The sequence below is a fragment of the Anaeromyxobacter sp. SG66 genome, assembly GCF_022690805.1.
GTDB classification, from domain to species: domain Bacteria; phylum Myxococcota; class Myxococcia; order Myxococcales; family Anaeromyxobacteraceae; genus Anaeromyxobacter; species Anaeromyxobacter soli.
On sequence record NZ_JALCZC010000037.1, the window covers coordinates 26,236 to 42,792 of the forward strand.

At 72.9% G+C, this 16,557-nt stretch carries 12 protein-coding genes and 1 pseudogene; 7 read left to right on the forward strand and 6 right to left on the reverse strand.

Translation table 11 applies throughout. The features are described from left to right. Positions 1-15 precede the first annotated feature (15 nt). From MNZ39_RS12370 to MNZ39_RS12395, 6 genes are all read left to right on the forward strand, one after another. On the forward strand, positions 16-198 hold the full coding sequence (locus MNZ39_RS12370) for a CPXCG motif-containing cysteine-rich protein (RefSeq protein ID WP_242338854.1): 183 nt from the start codon (positions 16-18) through the stop codon (positions 196-198). A gap of 106 nt (positions 199-304) precedes the next feature. Beyond that, the gene (locus tag MNZ39_RS12375) at positions 305-1,018 is read left to right on the forward strand and encodes an ABC transporter ATP-binding protein (RefSeq protein WP_242338856.1); all 714 of its coding nucleotides are present in this window, start codon (positions 305-307) and stop codon (positions 1,016-1,018) included. Further along, a complete protein-coding gene (locus MNZ39_RS12380; protein WP_242338857.1) occupies positions 1,018-3,159 on the forward strand; it encodes an ABC transporter permease in 2,142 nt (713 codons plus the stop codon). The genes MNZ39_RS12375 and MNZ39_RS12380 overlap by 1 nt, the downstream gene beginning before the upstream one ends. 1 nt (position 3,160) lies before the next feature. After that, complete coding sequence (locus tag MNZ39_RS12385) at positions 3,161-4,468, forward strand: ABC transporter permease (RefSeq protein ID WP_242338859.1); 1,308 nt, start codon at positions 3,161-3,163, stop codon at positions 4,466-4,468. Positions 4,469-4,476: 8 nt separating this feature from the next. After that, positions 4,477-5,250 (forward strand): outer membrane lipoprotein-sorting protein, encoded by a 774-nt coding sequence (locus tag MNZ39_RS12390; RefSeq protein ID WP_242338860.1) that lies wholly within the window; start codon positions 4,477-4,479, stop codon positions 5,248-5,250. A 109-nt stretch (positions 5,251-5,359) separates the two neighbouring features. Continuing rightward, entirely contained in the window at positions 5,360-6,946 is a 1,587-nt protein-coding gene (locus tag MNZ39_RS12395) for a hypothetical protein (RefSeq protein WP_242338862.1), read from the forward strand. A 39-nt stretch (positions 6,947-6,985) separates the two neighbouring features. Here MNZ39_RS12395 and MNZ39_RS12400 read toward each other — a convergent pair whose 3' ends face one another. Continuing rightward, positions 6,986-8,146, reverse strand: coding sequence for an NAD(P)/FAD-dependent oxidoreductase (locus MNZ39_RS12400; RefSeq protein WP_242338865.1), 1,161 nt, complete (start codon positions 8,144-8,146; stop codon positions 6,986-6,988). Positions 8,147-8,272: 126 nt separating this feature from the next. Between MNZ39_RS12400 and MNZ39_RS12405 the strand changes: the two genes are divergently transcribed. Beyond that, positions 8,273-8,662: a DUF302 domain-containing protein gene (locus tag MNZ39_RS12405; protein WP_242338867.1), complete on the forward strand. Its 390-nt coding sequence runs from the start codon at positions 8,273-8,275 to the stop codon at positions 8,660-8,662. Between the two features lie 395 nt (positions 8,663-9,057). On the opposite strand, the gene MNZ39_RS25105 is transcribed toward MNZ39_RS12405, so the two are convergent. The 5 genes and pseudogenes from MNZ39_RS25105 to MNZ39_RS12425 all read right to left on the reverse strand — a co-directional run bounded on the left by MNZ39_RS25105 (position 9,058) and on the right by MNZ39_RS12425 (position 16,307). Continuing rightward, entirely contained in the window at positions 9,058-10,062 is a 1,005-nt protein-coding gene (locus MNZ39_RS25105; RefSeq protein ID WP_374109407.1) for a phosphate acyltransferase, read from the reverse strand. Next, a pseudogene (locus tag MNZ39_RS25110) lies at positions 10,060-11,313 on the reverse strand (malic enzyme-like NAD(P)-binding protein); the annotation flags it as partial. The gene MNZ39_RS25105 and the pseudogene MNZ39_RS25110, both read right to left, overlap by 3 nt. Before the next feature lie 298 nt (positions 11,314-11,611). Beyond that, complete coding sequence (locus tag MNZ39_RS12415; RefSeq protein ID WP_242338872.1) at positions 11,612-13,444, reverse strand: DUF4091 domain-containing protein; 1,833 nt, start codon at positions 13,442-13,444, stop codon at positions 11,612-11,614. 498 nt (positions 13,445-13,942) lie between these two features. Continuing rightward, a complete protein-coding gene (locus MNZ39_RS12420; protein ID WP_242338875.1) occupies positions 13,943-14,890 on the reverse strand; it encodes an Fpg/Nei family DNA glycosylase in 948 nt (315 codons plus the stop codon). A 31-nt stretch (positions 14,891-14,921) separates the two neighbouring features. Continuing rightward, positions 14,922-16,307 (reverse strand): sigma-54-dependent Fis family transcriptional regulator, encoded by a 1,386-nt coding sequence (locus tag MNZ39_RS12425; RefSeq protein WP_242338877.1) that lies wholly within the window; start codon positions 16,305-16,307, stop codon positions 14,922-14,924. Between the last annotated feature and the right edge of the window lie 250 nt (positions 16,308-16,557).

The following is a 16,557-nucleotide window of genomic DNA, read 5'->3' on the forward strand; positions in this document are numbered from 1 at the left end:
ATAACTGCGCGTAGCGTGGACATCGAGGTTCAGTGCCCCTATTGCGGCGAGTGGGTCGTCGTGTTCGTCGATCCCGGCGGCGGCGAGGAGCAGACGTACGTGGAGGATTGCCCGGTCTGCTGCCGGCCGTGGACCGTGCACGCGCGCGAGGAGGAGCCCGGCGGGTTCGCGGTCGGCCTCGCGCGGGTGGACGACTGACCCCCGACGTGGCATGGAAGCGCGGGAAGTTCACACTCGCGCAACACGCACCTGCCACAATGGCGGGCCGCGCGGCTCCCGCCCCGCCGAATCGGAAGGCGCCATCATGTCCATCGTCTCCGTCGAGCACGTCTCCAAGGACTACATGCTGGGGAAGACCGTCGTGCCGGCGCTGCGCGACGTGTCGCTCGCGGTCGGCAAGGGCGAGTTCCTCTCCATCGCCGGCCCGTCCGGCAGCGGCAAGACGACGCTCCTCAACCTCGTCGGCTGCGTGGACACGCCGAGCGCGGGGCGCGTCATCGTCGCCGGGCAGGACACGGCCCGGCTCTCCGAGCGCGCCCTCACCGAGCTCCGGCTCCGCACCATCGGCTTCATCTTCCAGAGCTTCAACCTCGTCTCGGTCCTCTCGGTCTTCCAGAACGTCGAGTTCCCGCTGCTCCTGCAGGGCGGCCAGACGCGCAAGGAGCGGGCGGAGCGGGTGCTGGCCCTGCTCGACGCGGTCGGGATCGCGGAGCACGCGCGCCACCGCCCGAGCGAGCTCTCCGGCGGCCAGCGGCAGCGCGTCGCCATCGCGCGCGCGCTCGTGACGCGCCCCGCGCTCGTGCTCGCCGACGAGCCGACCGCGAACCTCGACTCCGAGACCGGCGGCAACATCATCGACCTCATGAAGGAGATGAACCGCCGCGACGGCACCACGTTCATCTTCTCGACGCACGATCCCAAGGTGATGGCGCACGCGAGCGCGCTCGTCAGGATCGAGGACGGGCGCATCTCGAGCCGCGAGGACCTCGACGCCGCCCGGCGCGCGGGAGGGCGCTGATGGCCCCCCGGCGCGACGCGGCGCGGGTGCTCCTGCGCATCGCCTTCCGGAACCTCCTCGCGAGCCCGGTGCGCACCGGGATCCTGGGCGCGATCGTGCTCGTCGGCGCGCTCATCGTGGTGGTGGGCTCGTCGGTGCTCGACTCGATCGACCGCGGGATGCGCACCTCCATCCAGGGGAGCCTGGGCGGCCACCTGCAGGTGTACGACGCGCGCTCGGAGGGCGCGCTCGAGCTGTACGGCGGGCTGCGCGGCGAGTCGCTGCTCGAGCCCATCGAGGACTTCTCGCGGGTGAAGGCGGTGCTCGGCCAGGTGCCGAACGTGAAGCAGGTCGTGCCCATGGGCATCGACCAGGCGTTGGTCGCGACCGGCAACGCGTTCGACCTCGCCCTCGAGCGGCTGCGGGGCGACGTGCGGCGGCTGGAGGGGGGCGAGGACGGGCCGGAGCTCCGTCGCGACTACGCCGCCCACGCGGCGCACGTGCGCCGCATGGTCCAGCTCCTGCGCGACGAGATCGCGCAGGCGCGCGAGATCTCGGATCCGGAGGGGCGCGAGGCGGCCGAGCGGAAGAGCGAGTGGGAGGCGCTGCAGCGCGCCGCCACCGACGCGTTCTGGCGCGACCTCGACCGCGATCGCTACGGCAGCCTGGAGTTCCTCGAGAACCGCGTGGCGCCGCTCGCGATGGACACCGCGTTCACGTTCCTGCGCTACGTGGGGACCGACGTGGACGCGTTCTTCCGCGCCTTCCCGCTCGCGGAGGTGGTGAAGGGGGAGCGGATCCCCACCGGCCAGCGCGGCGTGCTCGTCGGCAAGCAGTACGCCGAGGAGTGGCTGAAGCTCAAGAACGCGCGGCGGCTCGACCAGATCAAGGACGCGCGCGACCTGCGCGGGCGGCGGATCGCCGGCGACGAGGAGCTGCAGCGCTGGGTGCGCGAGAACCGGAGCGGCATCCGGGAGATCCTGCTGCAGCTCGATCCCCTCCGCGCGGACGCGCTCGCGCAGGAGCTCCGCCCGGCGCTCGGCGCGCCCGCGGCCGAGCCGCTCGACGCGCTCCTCGGGCGGCTGTTCGCGGCCACCGACGAGAGCTTCGACCGGCAGTACCGGATCTTCTACGACGTCGTGGCGCCGAAGCTGCGCCTCTACCAGATCGACGTCGGCGACACGATCACCATCAAGGCGCCCTCGAAGAGCGGCTACTTCAGCTCGGTGAACGTGAAGGTCTACGGGTTCCTGCAGTTCAAGGGGATCGAGCGCTCGGGCATCGCCGGCATGATGAGCGTCCTCGACCTCATGAGCTTCCGCGACCTGTACGGCTACCTCACCGCCGAGAAGGCGGCGGAGATCCGGGCGCTGCAGAAGTCGATGGGGACGCGCGAGATCGACCGCGAGCGGGCGGAGGCGGAGCTGTTCGGCGCCGCCGACGGCGGGCTCGTCGGCGAGGCGCACGTCGCCGAGATCGACGAGGGCGCGCTCGTGAAGCGGCGCGAGGAGGAGCGGGCGAGCGCGGCGAACCTCGCGGCGCACGTGTACTCGCAGGAGGAGCTCGAGCACGGGGTGGCGCTCAACGCGGCGCTGATCCTCGACGACCCGCGCCTGCTCCGCCGCACCGAGAAGGACGTGCGCAAGGCGATCGCGGACGCCGGGCTGGGGCTCAAGGTCGTGGACTGGCAGGAGGCGGCCGGCCTCGTGGGGCAGTTCGTGACGCTCCTGCGGGTCGTGCTCTTCACCGCGGTCGTCATCTTCTTCGCCATCGCGCTCGTCATCATCAACAACGCGATGGTCATGGCGACGCTGCAGCGGGTGAAGGAGATCGGGACGATGCGGGCGATCGGGACGCAGCGCCGCTTCGTCGTGACGATGCTCCTCGTGGAGATCGCGACGGTCGGGCTCGTCTTCGGGCTCGCCGGCGCGGCGCTGGGCGGCGCGGTGGTGTGGGGCATCCGCGCGGCGGGCGGGATCCCCGCGGTGACCGACCTCCTCTACTTCGTCTTCTCGGGGCCCGCGCTGTTCCCGCGCCTCGGGGCGCTCGCGGTCGGGGGCTCGCTCGCGGTGGTGCTCCTCGTGGCGATCCTCTCCGCGCTCTACCCGGCGCTCATCGCGATGCGCGTCACGCCCGTCGAGGCGATGGCCACGGAGGACTAGCGTGCTCGGCGTCGACCTCATGATCGCGGGCCGGAACCTCGCCCGCCACACCCGGCGGAACCTGTTCCTCGGCGGCGCGCTCGCGGCCGTCACGGCGCTGCTCGTCCTCCTCGGCGCGCTCACCGCCGGCATGGAGTCGGCGATGATGCAGTCCGCCACGACCCTCATGACCGGCCACGTGAACGTGGGCGGGTTCTTCAAGATCACGAGCGGCAGCGCGGCGCCGCTCGTGTCGCAGTACCCGCGCGTCCTCGAGGCGGTGCGCGCGAAGGTGCCGGAGCTGGACTACGCCACCGTGCGCGGCCGCGGCTGGGCGAAGGCGGTCTCGGAGCACGTCTCCATGGACCTCGTGCTCGCCGGCGTGGACGTCGCGCACGAGCCGACGTTCCGCAAGGTGCTGCACGTCGTGGACGGGGACCTCGAGGCGCTCGCGCAGCCGGGGACGGTGCTCCTCTTCGAGGGCCAGGCCGAGCGGCTCAAGTTGAAGGTGAACGACGTCCTGACGCTCTCGGCGCCCACGGCGCGCGGGGTGAACAACACCGCCGACGTGCGCGTCGCCGCGATCGCGCGGAACGTGGGGCTCCTCTCCGCGTTCTCGGCGTTCATCCAGGCCGACACCCTCCGCGAGCTGTACGGGCTCTCGCCCGCGACGACCGGCGCGATCCACCTGTACCTGCGCGATCCCAGGGACGCGGCGCGCGTCGCCGCGCGGCTCAGGACGGCGCTCGCCGAGGCGGGCTACCGCGTGATGGAGCCGGAGGCGCAGCCCTACTGGATGAAGCTCATGCAGACGGTGCCGAGCGAGGACTGGACCGGCCAGAAGCTCGACGTCACCACCGCGGACGACGAGATGGGCCAGTTCAAGCAGTTCATCCTGGCGCTGCGCGTCGTCACCGGGCTCCTCGTCGTGATCCTCATGGTGGTGGTCGTGATCGGCATCCTCAACACGCTCGCCATCGCCATCCGCGAGCGGACCCGCGAGATCGGGGCGCTCCGCGCCATCGGCATGCAGCGGCGGAAGGTGCTCTGGCTCTTCGTCCTCGAGACCGCGCTCCTCGGCCTGCTCGGCACGGCCGCCGGCGTCGCGGTCGCCCTCGCCGTCGCGGGCGCCGTGAACGCCGCCGGCATCGCGCTCCCCGAGGCGGTGCAGGTGTTCCTCGCGCAGGAGCGGCTCCGCTTCCTGCTCGATCCGGGCGCCATCGCGGCGGACGCCCTCGTCCTCGCCGCGATCGCCGTCGCCGCCTCCGTGTTCCCTGCGCGCCGCGCCGCGCGCCTGAAGCCCGTCACCGCCATGCACCACGTCGGGTGAGCCCTCCCATGCACCGTGCCCTCGCGTTCCTGGCGCTCGCCGCCGCCCTCGCCGCCGGCCCCGCCGCGGCGCTCACCCCGCAGGAGCTCGCCAAGGTCGTCGCGACCATCGACGAGCGGCAGCGCAACTCCGGCGACTGGAAGGCCCTCTGCTACATGGAGGCCAAGGAGAAGGGGAAGACCGACGTCGTCTACGAGCTCGTCGTCTACCGGCGCGACGAGGACGACAAGCAGATGTTCCTCTTCACGAAGCCGCGGGCGGAGGCGGGGAAGGGCTACCTCCGCATCGACAAGAACCTCTGGCTCTACGACCCCGCGGTGGGGCGCTGGGAGCGGCGCACCGAGCGCGAGCGGATCGGCGGCACCGACACGCGCCGCGGCGACCTCGACGAGTCGCGGCTCGTCGAGGAGTACGACGCGAAGTTCGAGGCGGACGAGAAGCTCGGCGTGTACGGCGTCCACCGGATCCTGCTCGTCGCGAAGCCCGGGGTGGACGTGGCCTTCCCCCAGGTGCGGCTGTGGGTGGACCAGGCGACCCTCAACGTGCTGAAACGCCAGGAGCTCGCGCTCTCCGGCCGGCTGATGCGCACGGCCTACTACCCGCGCTGGAAGAAGGTGTTCTCGCCGTCGAAGGGCGCGGACGTCTGGTACCCCGAGGAGATGCGGCTCTTCGACGAGATCGAGAAGGGCAACTCGACGCTCATCCTCATCAAGGAGATCGACCTCCGCCCGCTCGCCGCGAACCTGTTCACGAAGGCGTGGCTGGAGTCGAAGAGCCGGTGAGGGCCGCCACCCGACCGCCGGCCGCCGGCGGCGGGGGCGGGGGCGGGGGCGGGCTGGCGCGGTCGAGACGAACCCGCGTCGCCGGCGTCGCGATGGAATGGAGAGGCCGATGAGGATCGCAGCTGCGCTCGTCGCGCTCGCCGCCGCCACCGCGGCGCTCGGGCAGGATCGACCCACGGAGGACGAGCTCTTCGGGAAGCCGCCCGCGGAGTCGCCGCCGGCGGCCGCGCAGCAGGAGCCGAAGGAGCCCGCGCCGCGCCCCGGGGAGCCCGCCGCGCCCGCGCGGCCCGAGGAGGCCGAGCTGTTCGGCGGGACCGGCTCCCCGAACGCGGCGCCGCCGCCGGCGGGCCGGCTCGTGGACCGCGCCGAGGCGGAGACGCTGCGCATCGGCGGCCAGCTCTACCTGCGCGCGCAGGCGCTCTGGCAGGAGGACGTTCCGCCCGCGGACTGGGCGCTCTCCTCGCCGAACCTGCTCGACCTGTGGCTCGACGCGCGGCCGAACGACCGGGTCCGGGCGTTCGTGCTCGGGCGCATGCGCTACGATCCGACGGCGCCCGTGACCTCCGGGGCGCCCTCCCTCTCCGCGGCGGAGCAGGGGATCCTCGGCTACGGCACCTCCACGGGCGGGATCGCCGCGGGCGTGCGCGGCCCGCGCGCGGTCCTCGATCAGCTGTGGGTGAACTTCGACGTCGCCCGGCGCGTCTTCGTGACGGCCGGCCGGCAGCACGTGAAGTGGGGCGTCGGGAAGTTCTGGAACCCGACCGACTACCTCCACCCGGTCCGCCGCGATCCCCTCGCCGTGTTCGACGAGCGGACCGGCACGACGATGGTGAAGGTCCACGTCCCCTGGGAGCGGCGCGGCTGGAACGCCTACGGCGTGGCGCTGCTCGACGACGCCGCGGGGGTGGACACGCCCACGAACAGGCTCGGCCGGGTGGGGGTGGGCGGCCGCACGGAGGTGGTGCTCGGCACCGTCGAGCTCGGCGCGGACGCGCTCACGCAGGACGGGCACCGGCCGCGCTTCGGGATCGACGCCTCCGCCGGCGTGTGGGACCTCGACGTCTACGCCGAGGCGGCGCTCCGCACGAGCCGCGACGCGCCCCGCTGGCGCGAGGTGAGCCCCGGCGCGCCGCTCGTCACCCGCTTCGGGCGCGTCGATCCGCAGGGCTTCACGCCCGCCGCGGTCGTCGGCGGGAGCTGGTCCGCGAAGTACAGCGACGAGGACACGGTCACGCTCGGCGCGGAGTACTCCTTCGACGACGCCGGCTACGACTCGAAGGACGTCTACCCGTTCCTGCTCGCCGGGGCGCCCGAGCTCACCGGCGATCCCTCCGCCCCGCTCCGCCAGCGCGACCCCACCGCGTTCCGCCCCTTCTACCTGGGCCGCCACTACGCGGGCGCGTTCGTGCTGCTGCCCTCGCCCGGCACCTGGAACGACACGACCTTCACGGTCTCCGTCCTGGGGAACCTGTCCGACCGGAGCTTCGTCGCCCGGCTCGACCACGCGCTGCTCGCGCTCACCTACCTGCGCGTCGAGTCCTTCGTCGCCGCGTCCTTCGGGGCGCGCGGGGGTGAGTTCCGGCTCGGCGTGGACGTGCCGCTCTCCGACGTGGCGCCGGGCCTTCCGCCGGACGTCACCATCTCGGTCCCGCCGCCCGTCGTCCAGCTCGGCGTCGCGCTGCGCGTGAGCCTCTGACGCCGTGACGGGGCCGCAGCCCCGCGCGGCGCGCCGGGCTCACACGAGGCGCGGCACGCGCCCGCGCTTCTGCGCCTTGAAGTACGCGGCCCAGCGCTTCTTCGCCCAGTGGCCCACGACCGGCAGCGGCACGAGCCGCTCCTTCGCGTCGTCGCGGTAGACGAACGCGCCGCCGTCGCCCGTGTCCATGAGGCACACGATCGCCATGTGCGCGAGGTACGAGGCGCGCGCCGGCCGTCCGCCGTCCACCGCCGCAGCGTTCGCGGCGGCGGTGCGCGCCATGACCTCGGCGAGGTGGCCCTGCTTGGCCCGCCACGCGGGCCCTTCGAGCGCCGCGACGTCTCCCACGGCCCAGACGCCGGGCAGCCCGGGCACGGCGCAGCCCGCGTCGACGGTGACGAAGCCCGCCTCGTTGCGCGGCAGGGCGGAGGCCTTCGCGACGGGGTGCCCGTCTCCGGCGGGGATGAAGGCGACGAGGTCGGCGTCGATGCGCGCCCCGTCCTCGAGCGACACGCCCTCGGCCGTGAACGCCGCGATCTTCTTCCCGTAGCGGCTCTCGATGCCGCGCCTCGCGAACATGCGCGCCACGGCCTCGACCGCCCGCGCGCCCATCCGCTCCCCGGGCCGCGGCATCGGCGCGAAGAACGTGAGCGCGAAGCGGTCGCGGAGGCCGCGCCGGCGGAGCAGCGTGTCCACGTTGAAGATCATCTCGAAGGCCGGGCCGCCGCGGACCGCCGAGCCGTCCTTGGGGTTCCCGCCGAAGCCGATGGCGATGCGGCCGGCGCCGCGCGCGACGAGCGCCTGCAGCGCGTCCTTGAACCGGCGCGTGCCCTCCGGATCCCCGCCGAGCGTCTGCGTGTGCTCGATGCCGGGAGGACGCAGCCGGGAGGCCCCGAGCGCGAGCACGAGGTGGTCGGCGGTGTACGTCTGCGTCCCGACCGTCGCGCGCTTCGCCGCGCCGTCGACGGCGTCCACGCGTCCGACGACGAGCCGGAACCCGCGCTCGCGGGCGACGGTCTCGAGGTCGAGACACGCGTCCTCGAACCGTGATTCGCCGGTGGGGATCCAGATCGACGTGGGGTAGATGAAGAGGTACGGACGCTCCGTCACGAGCGTGACGTCGTAGCCGCGGCGCCGGAACTGGATGGCGCTCTCCAGGCCGGCGAAGCCGCCGCCCAGCACGAGGACGCTCCTGGACATCGCGAGGACTCCTTCCGGGGGCGGCGACGCGCCGCTGACGCGTGGGAGCCACGGGGCGCAAGTTCGTTTCGGCGAGGAACCGTTCCGAGCGCGGGTGGCTCGGACCACGCCTGAACGGGAGGGGCCATGGCGAGCATCGGAATGGAGAAGGTGAGCAGCTGGGGGTTCGATCAGGCGCTCGAGCGCGTCCCCGAGCTGCTGAAGGGCGAGGGATTCGGGGTGCTGACGCAGATCGACGTCCAGGCGACGCTGAAGGAGAAGCTGGGCGTCGACTGGCGCAGGTACCGCATCCTGGGCGCCTGCAACCCGTCGCTGGCGCACCGGGCGCTCTCGGCGGTCCCCGAGGTCGGGGTCCTGCTGCCGTGCAACGTGGCGGTCTACGAGCGCGACGACGGCAAGGTCGTGGTGCGCGCGGTCGATCCCATGCAGACCATCGCCGCGGCGGAGCCCGCGCTGGGCGAGATCGCGGGCGAGGTCCGGGCGCGTCTCGAGCGGGTGCTCGAGAAGATCGGATAGGCGTGAAGTGAACGATCTCCTGCTGTTCGTCCTGTTCTTCGCCGGCTGGATCCTCCTGCAGCGGGTGCTGTTCCCGCGGCTCGGCGTACCCACTTGAGGAATGCCCCCTCGCCCCCGTGACGGGGCGAACGAGAACGGCAACGACGCCGACGGCTGCTAGAAGCCTGCGGCTTCACCGTGGGTGAGCGAGAGCGGTTCGTTCGGCCCCAAGGGCCCATCCGCCGCGGGAGGGCCCCGCGCGAAGCGCGGGAGGGGCGAAGCCCCTCCGGCGGGGAACCTGCGCGCACCCGCGAACGCGGGCGCGCAGGTTCACGGGCCCCGCCGAGCGGGGGTGGGGCCCCGCCGACGGCGGTCAGCCGTCGGCGGGGCGGGGACGCAGTCCCCGTTAGATCAGCTCAAAACAAGAACTTCTCGCCCTGCGCCCGGAGCGCCGTGATCGCCGCGAGGTTCACGATCGACTGCACCGAGCAGCCCATCTGCAGCACGTTCACCGGCTTCTGCATGCCGATGAGCACCGGGCCGATCACCTCGGCGCCCGCGACGTTCGCGAGCATCTGGTAGCAGATGTTCGCGGCGTCGAGGTTCGGGAACACGAACACGTTCGCGTTGTCCTTGAGCGTCGAGAAGGGGAACTCCGGGACGCGGACCTCGGTGTTCGTCGCGATGTCGACCTGGATCTCGCCGTCGACCTCGAGGTCGGGGCTGTGCTGCCGCACGAGGTCCGTGGCGATCGCCATCTTGCGCGGGCTGTCGCCCGCGGCGGAGCCGAAGCTCGAGTACGAGAGCATCGCCACGCGCGGCACGACGTCGAAGTAGCGGGCGAGGTCGCTCGTGGTGAGCGCGATCTCGGCGAGCTCGGCGGCGGACGGGTCCACGTTCACCGTGCAGTCGGCGAAGAACTTGAAGTCGTTCTTCGTGACCACGATGTAGACGCCGGCGGCGCGCTGCCCCGGCCGCGTGCGGACCACCTCGAGCGCCGGCCGCACCGCGGCCGCGTAGCCGGAGGTGAGGCCGGTGACGAGCCCGTCCGCCGCGCCCTGCTCGACCATCACGGCCGCGTAGTAGTTCCGCATGCGGACCCGCCGCTGCGCCTCCTCGAAGGTCACGCCCCGGCGGCGGCGGATCTCCCAGTAGCGGGCGACGTAGCGGCTGAACTGGTCGCTCGTCATCGGGTCGATGACGGTGACGCCGTCGAGGTCGTCGAGCCGCTGGTCGGCGATGGAGCGCTGGATGGCGTCCACCGGGCCGAGGAGCACGGGCTCGCAGATCGCCTCCTCGCGCAGGATCTCCGCAGCCTGCTGGATCTTCGGGTGGTGGCCCTCCGGGAAGACGATGCGCGTGAGCTTCTTCTTCGCCTTGGAGGTGATGGAGCCCATCACCTGGTTCGCGCGGCTCTGCATCTTGCGCAGGCGGTCGCGGTACTCGCCGAGGTCGATCTTCTGCCGGGCGACGCCGGTGTCCATCGCGGCCTTCGCCACCGCCGGGGCGACCCAGAGCAGCACGCGCGGGTCGAGCGGCTTCGGGATGATGTAGTCGCGGCCGAAGCGGAACTTCTCACCGCCGTAGGCGCGCGAGACGGAGTCGGGCACGTCCTCCTTGGCGAGGGCGGCGAGCGCGCGGGCCGCCGCCATCTTCATGTCCTCCGTGATCCCCTTCGCGCGGACGTCGAGCGCGCCGCGGAAGATGTAGGGGAAGCCGAGGACGTTGTTCACCTGGTTCGGGTAGTCGGAGCGCCCGGTGGCCATGATGACGTCGAGGCGCGCCTCCTTCGCCTCGGGGTAGCTGATCTCGGGGTCGGGGTTCGCGAGGGCGAACACGATGGCGTCCTTCGCCATCGAGCGGACCATGTCCTGGTCCACCATGCCCTTGGCGGAGCAGCCGAGCAGGACGTCCGCGCCCTTCATCGCGTCGGCGAGGGTGCGCGCCTTGGTCTCGGCGGCGAACTCCGCCTTCCACTCGTTCATCCCCTCGGTGCGGCCGCGGTAGATGACGCCCTTCGTGTCCACCATCACCACGTTCTCGCGGCGCACGCCGAGCGAGAGGTAGAACTTGGTGCAGGCGATGGCGGACGCGCCGGCGCCGGACACGACCACCTTCACCTTGGCGATGTCCTTGCCGGCGAGCTCGAGCGCGTTGAGGAGCGCGGCGCCGGAGATGATGGCGGTCCCGTGCTGGTCGTCGTGGAAGACCGGGATCTGCATCTCCCGCTTGAGCCGCTCCTCGATGATGAAGCACTCCGGCGCCTTGATGTCCTCGAGGTTCACGCCGCCGAAGGTGGGCTCGAGCGCCTTCACCACCTTGCAGAAGGCGTCGACGTCCTTCTGGTCGACCTCGATGTCGAAAACGTCGATGTCGGCGAAGCGCTTGAAGAGGACGCCCTTGCCCTCCATGACGGGCTTGCCCGCCGCGGCGCCGATGTCGCCGAGGCCGAGGACGGCGGTGCCGTTGGAGATGACGCCGACGAGGTTGCCGCGCGCCGTGTACAGGTAGGAGAGATCCTGGTCCTTCTCGATCTCGAGGCACGGCTCGGCGACGCCGGGGCTGTAGGCGAGCGCGAGATCGCGCGCGGTCGCCATGGGCTTCGTGGCGACGACCTCGATCTTCCCCTTCCGGCCGGACGAGTGGTACGCGAGCGCGTCCTCCCGCCGGATCTTCTTCTTCGGGATGGGTGCGGACGGCGGGTTTTTCGGCGGGGTGAAGTCCGTGGCCATGGTCCTTCCTTCGCGCTTTGCGTAAGGGTGGTGCGCGAACACAACGCACATGGCCCGGTAGTGTCAAGGCGACGACCCCGGCACCGCACCGCAACCGCACCTGAGCGCTCCACATTTGACGCGACGTGGCGCAGCGACGCGCTGCGGCTTTCGGGGGGCACGAGAGGACGAGCGGGCGTGCCGGAGACGCCCGGCACGCCCGCATTCACCCAGCGTGAGTGTGTCTCCTCGCGCGCGCTCAGCGCGCCCGCCGGCGGCGGAAGCGCAGCGTGCCGACCAGGCCGACGAGGGCGAGGAGCCCGGAGCTGCCGCCGGCGGCGCAGCCGCCGCGGACGAGGGTGCCCGCGGCACCGGCCTGGAGCGGGGGCGACGAGGACGGCGGCGAGGGGGGCAGCGGCGCCGGATCGCCCGGCGGCGTGGGGGCCGTCGCGCCGAGCGACACGATCCGCCTGGCGAGCTGCTCGCGCGCGGTCATGAGCGCCGCGGGCGCGACCTCCGTGGAGTACGCGTTCGGGAAGAGCGAGTCCGCGATCTGCCGCGCGAACGCGTCGTCGCCGGCGTCGGAGAGGAGCTTCAGGTACTCGTAGTCCTCCATCCCCTCGCGGATCATCTTGAGCCGGATCGAGGCGACCGGGATGTGCGTCGTGCCGCCGATCTTCGCCGGCGTGCCCGGGTAGAAGAGCGTCCCGTCGCCGTTCCCGTTGAAGTCCCACTGGTTCGTCCAGGCGTCGTGGGTGAACGCGTACGCCGTCTCCCAGTAGAGCTCGCCGGAGAGCCGGTAGCGGAACGAGAGCCACTCCATCGCCCGGTTCCGGACCGCGGAGGCGTCGATCATGTAGCTCGGCCAGCCGGTGAAGTAGCGATCGGACGAGGACGGCGAGCCGAAGTTCACCGTGCCGCCGCAGCCGTGGCTCATGCAGCTCTGGTAGCCCCAGATCTCGCGGCGCGGCGAGGCGGCGAGGAAGGCGTCGTACTTCGAGCGTTGGTTGCCCGCGAACGTCCCCTCCCGATCGTCGAGGTAGTTGATCACCGGCACGATCACGTCGATGGAGCTCGTCACGCCGTTCGCGTCGGCCTCCTGGATCGACGTCGTCACGAGCGTGCGGACGTTCGCCGCGTGCGCGGCGGCGGCGCGTCCGGGGATGTCGGACCAGGCGCAGGTGAGGGGCGGCTCGTCACAGGTGTACTGGAAGAGCCGGTCGAGCCAGCCCTTCCCGTCGAAGAAGGAGGACCAGCTCTTCGGGTCGTAGAGGAGCTCGTAGGCGGTCATGCGCGCGCCGCGCAGCGACGTCGGCGCCGTCCCGTCGAGCGTGGGGCCGTAGAGCGCGTCGGCGTGGTCGAGGGCGGAGCTGCCGTCGTCGACGTGGGACAGGGTGATGCGGTGATCGAGCGCGAGCTGCCCGTAGCGCGCTCGGATCGCCGCGAACGCGTCGGCGGCGGAGACGCCGTGGCCGCTCGGGATGGCGCCGTAGGTGAAGCCGAAGGCGGTCTTGAGCGACGCGGTGGAGGGCAGGGTGAACGGCCAGACCGTGAGCGTCACCGGCACCGTCGCGGAGCCGCCGTCCCAGGACACGGTCACGCTGCCGGTGTAGTCGCCGGCGGGCGCCTCGGGCGGGACGAAGACCTCCACCCAGATCGCCCGGCTCTCGCTCGCCGGCACGCTGAACGGGAAGGCGTTCCGCCGCTCGTTGGCGACCTCGTCGACGTCGGGCACGAGCGCGTCCGGCCAGGGTCCGGTCGCGCCGTCGAGCGCCGAGGCGGTCTGCACCTGGATGATCGCCTCCCGGTACAGACGGACGCCGCCGATCGTGCCGGGGCCCGTCAGCTCGCTCGCCGTGGCGCGCACGTTCGTGGCCGCGCCGGTGACGACCACCTGGAAGGCCTCGAACTCGTTCCGCGCGGCGGAGATCCGCGCGCTCGAGTCGGACCTCGCGGTCGAGCCGGGGCGGATCTTCTCCGCGGCGAGCGCGGTCCAGACCTGCGCGGCGGCTGCAGGGAGCGGTGCGGCGACGGCTGCGGCGAGGAGGAGAAGGGCGGTTCGGCGGATGGGGCGCTGCGTCGGCTCGGGCACGTGCTCGCCTCGTCGTTGCGGCAGGCCCTTGGGGGCACCCGCCTCGGTGTGCGTGCCTGGAGGCACCTTGGAGCCGCTTGCACACCAGGCGAGGCAGCGAGCGGCCCAACGCGAACCGAACGTGAGGGGGGCCGATCGTTATTCCCAGGAGGGGGCACGATCGACGAGGCGGGCGAAAAAGAGGCTGCAGAGGAGCCGTGAGCGCGCCGTCCAGCACGCAGATCCTACCAGCGAGCTAGCACTCCGGAGGCAGCAGGACGGGCGGGCGCTCGGTAGAACGTTGGAGCACCGATGAGTCGGGGACTGTTGCGCGGTAGGGGGGCCCGTCGTGGCCGGGCGGCCCGACAGATCGAGATCGCGGTGATGGCCGCCCGAGTCGGCGAGTGCTGTGGAGCGGCGCGCTGCGGGCGGGGGCCGCGGCCGGGCGGTCAGGTCGGGGTCGGGGTCGCGGTCGAGTTCAGACGCGCTCTCGCCGCCGCACTCCGCCCCTCCCTCTCCTCAGCGCTTCTTCCCTCTCCGCGCCGCCACGGGCGGCGGGCGCGTGGCGCCGAGCGCGGGGTTCCGCTCGAGCTCCTCGATCGTGCGAGGCCAGTCCTCCTTGAGGAGCCGCGCGAGCGATCGGTCCGACAGGATCTGCCCGCCGGTCTGGCACCGCGGACAGTAGTTCACCTCGTTCTCCGCCCGCACGATGCGCTGCACCGCGGTCCCGCACACCGGGCACGGCTGGCGGTGCCGGCCGTGGACGGCCATCTCCGGACGGAACGCGGTCACGCCCTCCGGGAAGCCGCCGGCCGCCTCGCGGCGCAGGCGCTCGGTCCACTCGGAGAGCACCGCCTGCGTCGCCGCGTGCAGCCGCGCGATCTCCTCGTCGCCGAGCCGAGAGGTGAGGGTCACCGGCGAGAGCCGGGCGCGGTGCAGGATCTCGTCCGAGTAGGCGTTGCCGATCCCCGAGAAGAGCCGGGGGTCGGTGAGGGCGCGCTTCAGGGTGTGGTTCTCGCGCGTGAGCGCCGCGCGGAACGCGCCGGGATCCACGCCCAGGGGCTCGAGGCCCCCGCGGTCGAGCGCCGCGAGCGCCTCCGCCCCGCGCACGAGGTGGATCGAGGCGCGGCGCTTCGTGCCCGCCTCGGTGAGCACGAGCGAGCCGCCGGGGAAGTCGAGCGCCGCGAGCCCCACGCGGCCGGGGAGCTTCGCCCCCTCGTCGCGCCAGTGGAGCCGGCCCGCGATCATGAGGTGGATCGCGAGGAACAGCTCGCCCTCGAGCGCGAGCACGACGCGCTTGCCCACGCGCCGCACCGCCTCGACGCGCTTGCCGCGGGCCTCCTCCAGCGGCGGGTCCACGGAGCGCAGCACGAACGGGCTCCCGAGCCGGACGCCGAGGAGCGGCTTCCCCTGCACGCGCGCAGCGACGGCCTCGACGTACACCTCGATGTCCGGCAGCTCGGGCACGGGGGAATCCTGCCCGAGCGGCGCGCCGCCGTCAGCGCTCGCCCGGGTCGGCGATGCCGAGCCGGCGCATCCGCTTCCAGAGCGTGACCCGCGAGACGCCGAGCAGCTCCGCCGCCTGCGTGCGGTTCCAGCCCGTCCGCTCGAGCGCCTCGACGAGCGCGCGCCGCGCCTCGGCCTCCGGGTCGGGCGCGGCGCCCGGCGCGGACCGGCGCTCCGCGCGGAACCCCAGCACGTCCCGCGGGAGGTGCTCCGGCCGGAGCTCGCCCGGCCCGGCGCGCAGCGCGGCGTACTCGAGCGCGTTCCGGAGCTCGCGGACGTTGCCGGGCCAGGGGTACGCGCGCAGGAGGCGCAGCGCGTCCTTCGACAGGCCGCGCCCCGAGCCGAGCTCCGAGAGGAAGCGCTCCGCGAGCAGCGGCACGTCCTCGGCGTGCTCCCGCAAGGGCGGGACGCGGAGCGGGAACGCGGCCAGCCGGAAGTAGAGGTCTGCGCGGAGGCGCCCGTCCTTCACGAAGGGGCGCAGGTCCCGGTGCGTCGTGCAGAGGAGGCGCACGTCCACCGCGAGGGGGCGCTCCTCGCCAGCACGGCCGGACGCGCGCTCCTCGACGACGCGCAGGAGCTTCGCCTGCACCGCGGGGGGCGCGTCGCCGACCTCGTCGAGGACGAGCGTTCCGCCGTCCGCCTCCGCGATCTTGCCGCGGCGCCGGCCGTCGGCGTCGCCGAACAGCTCGACGTCGAGCGCGGCCGGGCCGAGCGCAGCGCACGACACGCGCACGAGCGGCCGCTGGGCGCGATCTCCCAGGCGGTGGATCGCCTCGGCGACGCGATCCTTTCCGGTGCCGCTCTCGCCCGTGATCATCACGGTCGTGCGGGTGCGGGCGACGAGCGCGATCATCCGGAAGAGCTCGCGCATCACCTCGTGACCACCGACGAGGCCGCACAGCTCCCCGGCGGGTGCTCCGTCGTCCCGGAGCGCCGCGGGCTCGGCGGGTCCGGCGGGCGGCGCGGTGGCGATCGGTGCGCTCGCCACGTCCGTGAACGTCTCGAGCGTCCCCGCCGGCAGGCCGTCCGCCGCGAAGAGCGGGACCGCGTTCTTCACGATGAGCTGCGGTGCTCCGTCTCGCTTGCGGATCGTGCAGCAGAGCGAGGAGCGGGATCGCTCGGCGACCCCGCACTTCAGGAGCCCGGCGCCGCAGGGGCAGCCGTTCACCGAGTCTCCGGCCAGGATCGAGCAGCGCTGGCCGATCGCCTCGCTCCGGGGCCAGCCGGTGATCCGCTCCGCGGCGCGGTTCCAGAACGTGACCGTCCCCTCGCGATCCGTGAGGAACAGCCCGTCCGGGAGCGCGTCCGCCATCCGGCGGAGGGTCTCCACCGAGTCGAGGCCGAGGAAGGGCAGGGGGATCGGCGCGAGCTCGGGCACGCAGGCGAGATGTTAGCACCTGTCCCGGCGGAGGCGGCGGCGGGCGGCGCCCCGCTGTGCTAGGAACGCGGCATGGACGACAGCCAACCGGCCGTGACCGCGACACCTCGCCGCGACTTCCTGCGGATCATGGCGCTCGCCCCCGCGCTCGCCGCGGGCTGCGCGGGCGTGCACGCCGCCGCGCCCGGCGCCCCGAGCCAGGGAGCGGACCCCTCCGGCGCGCCGCCCGCCCCGGCGCCCGCCCGCGCCG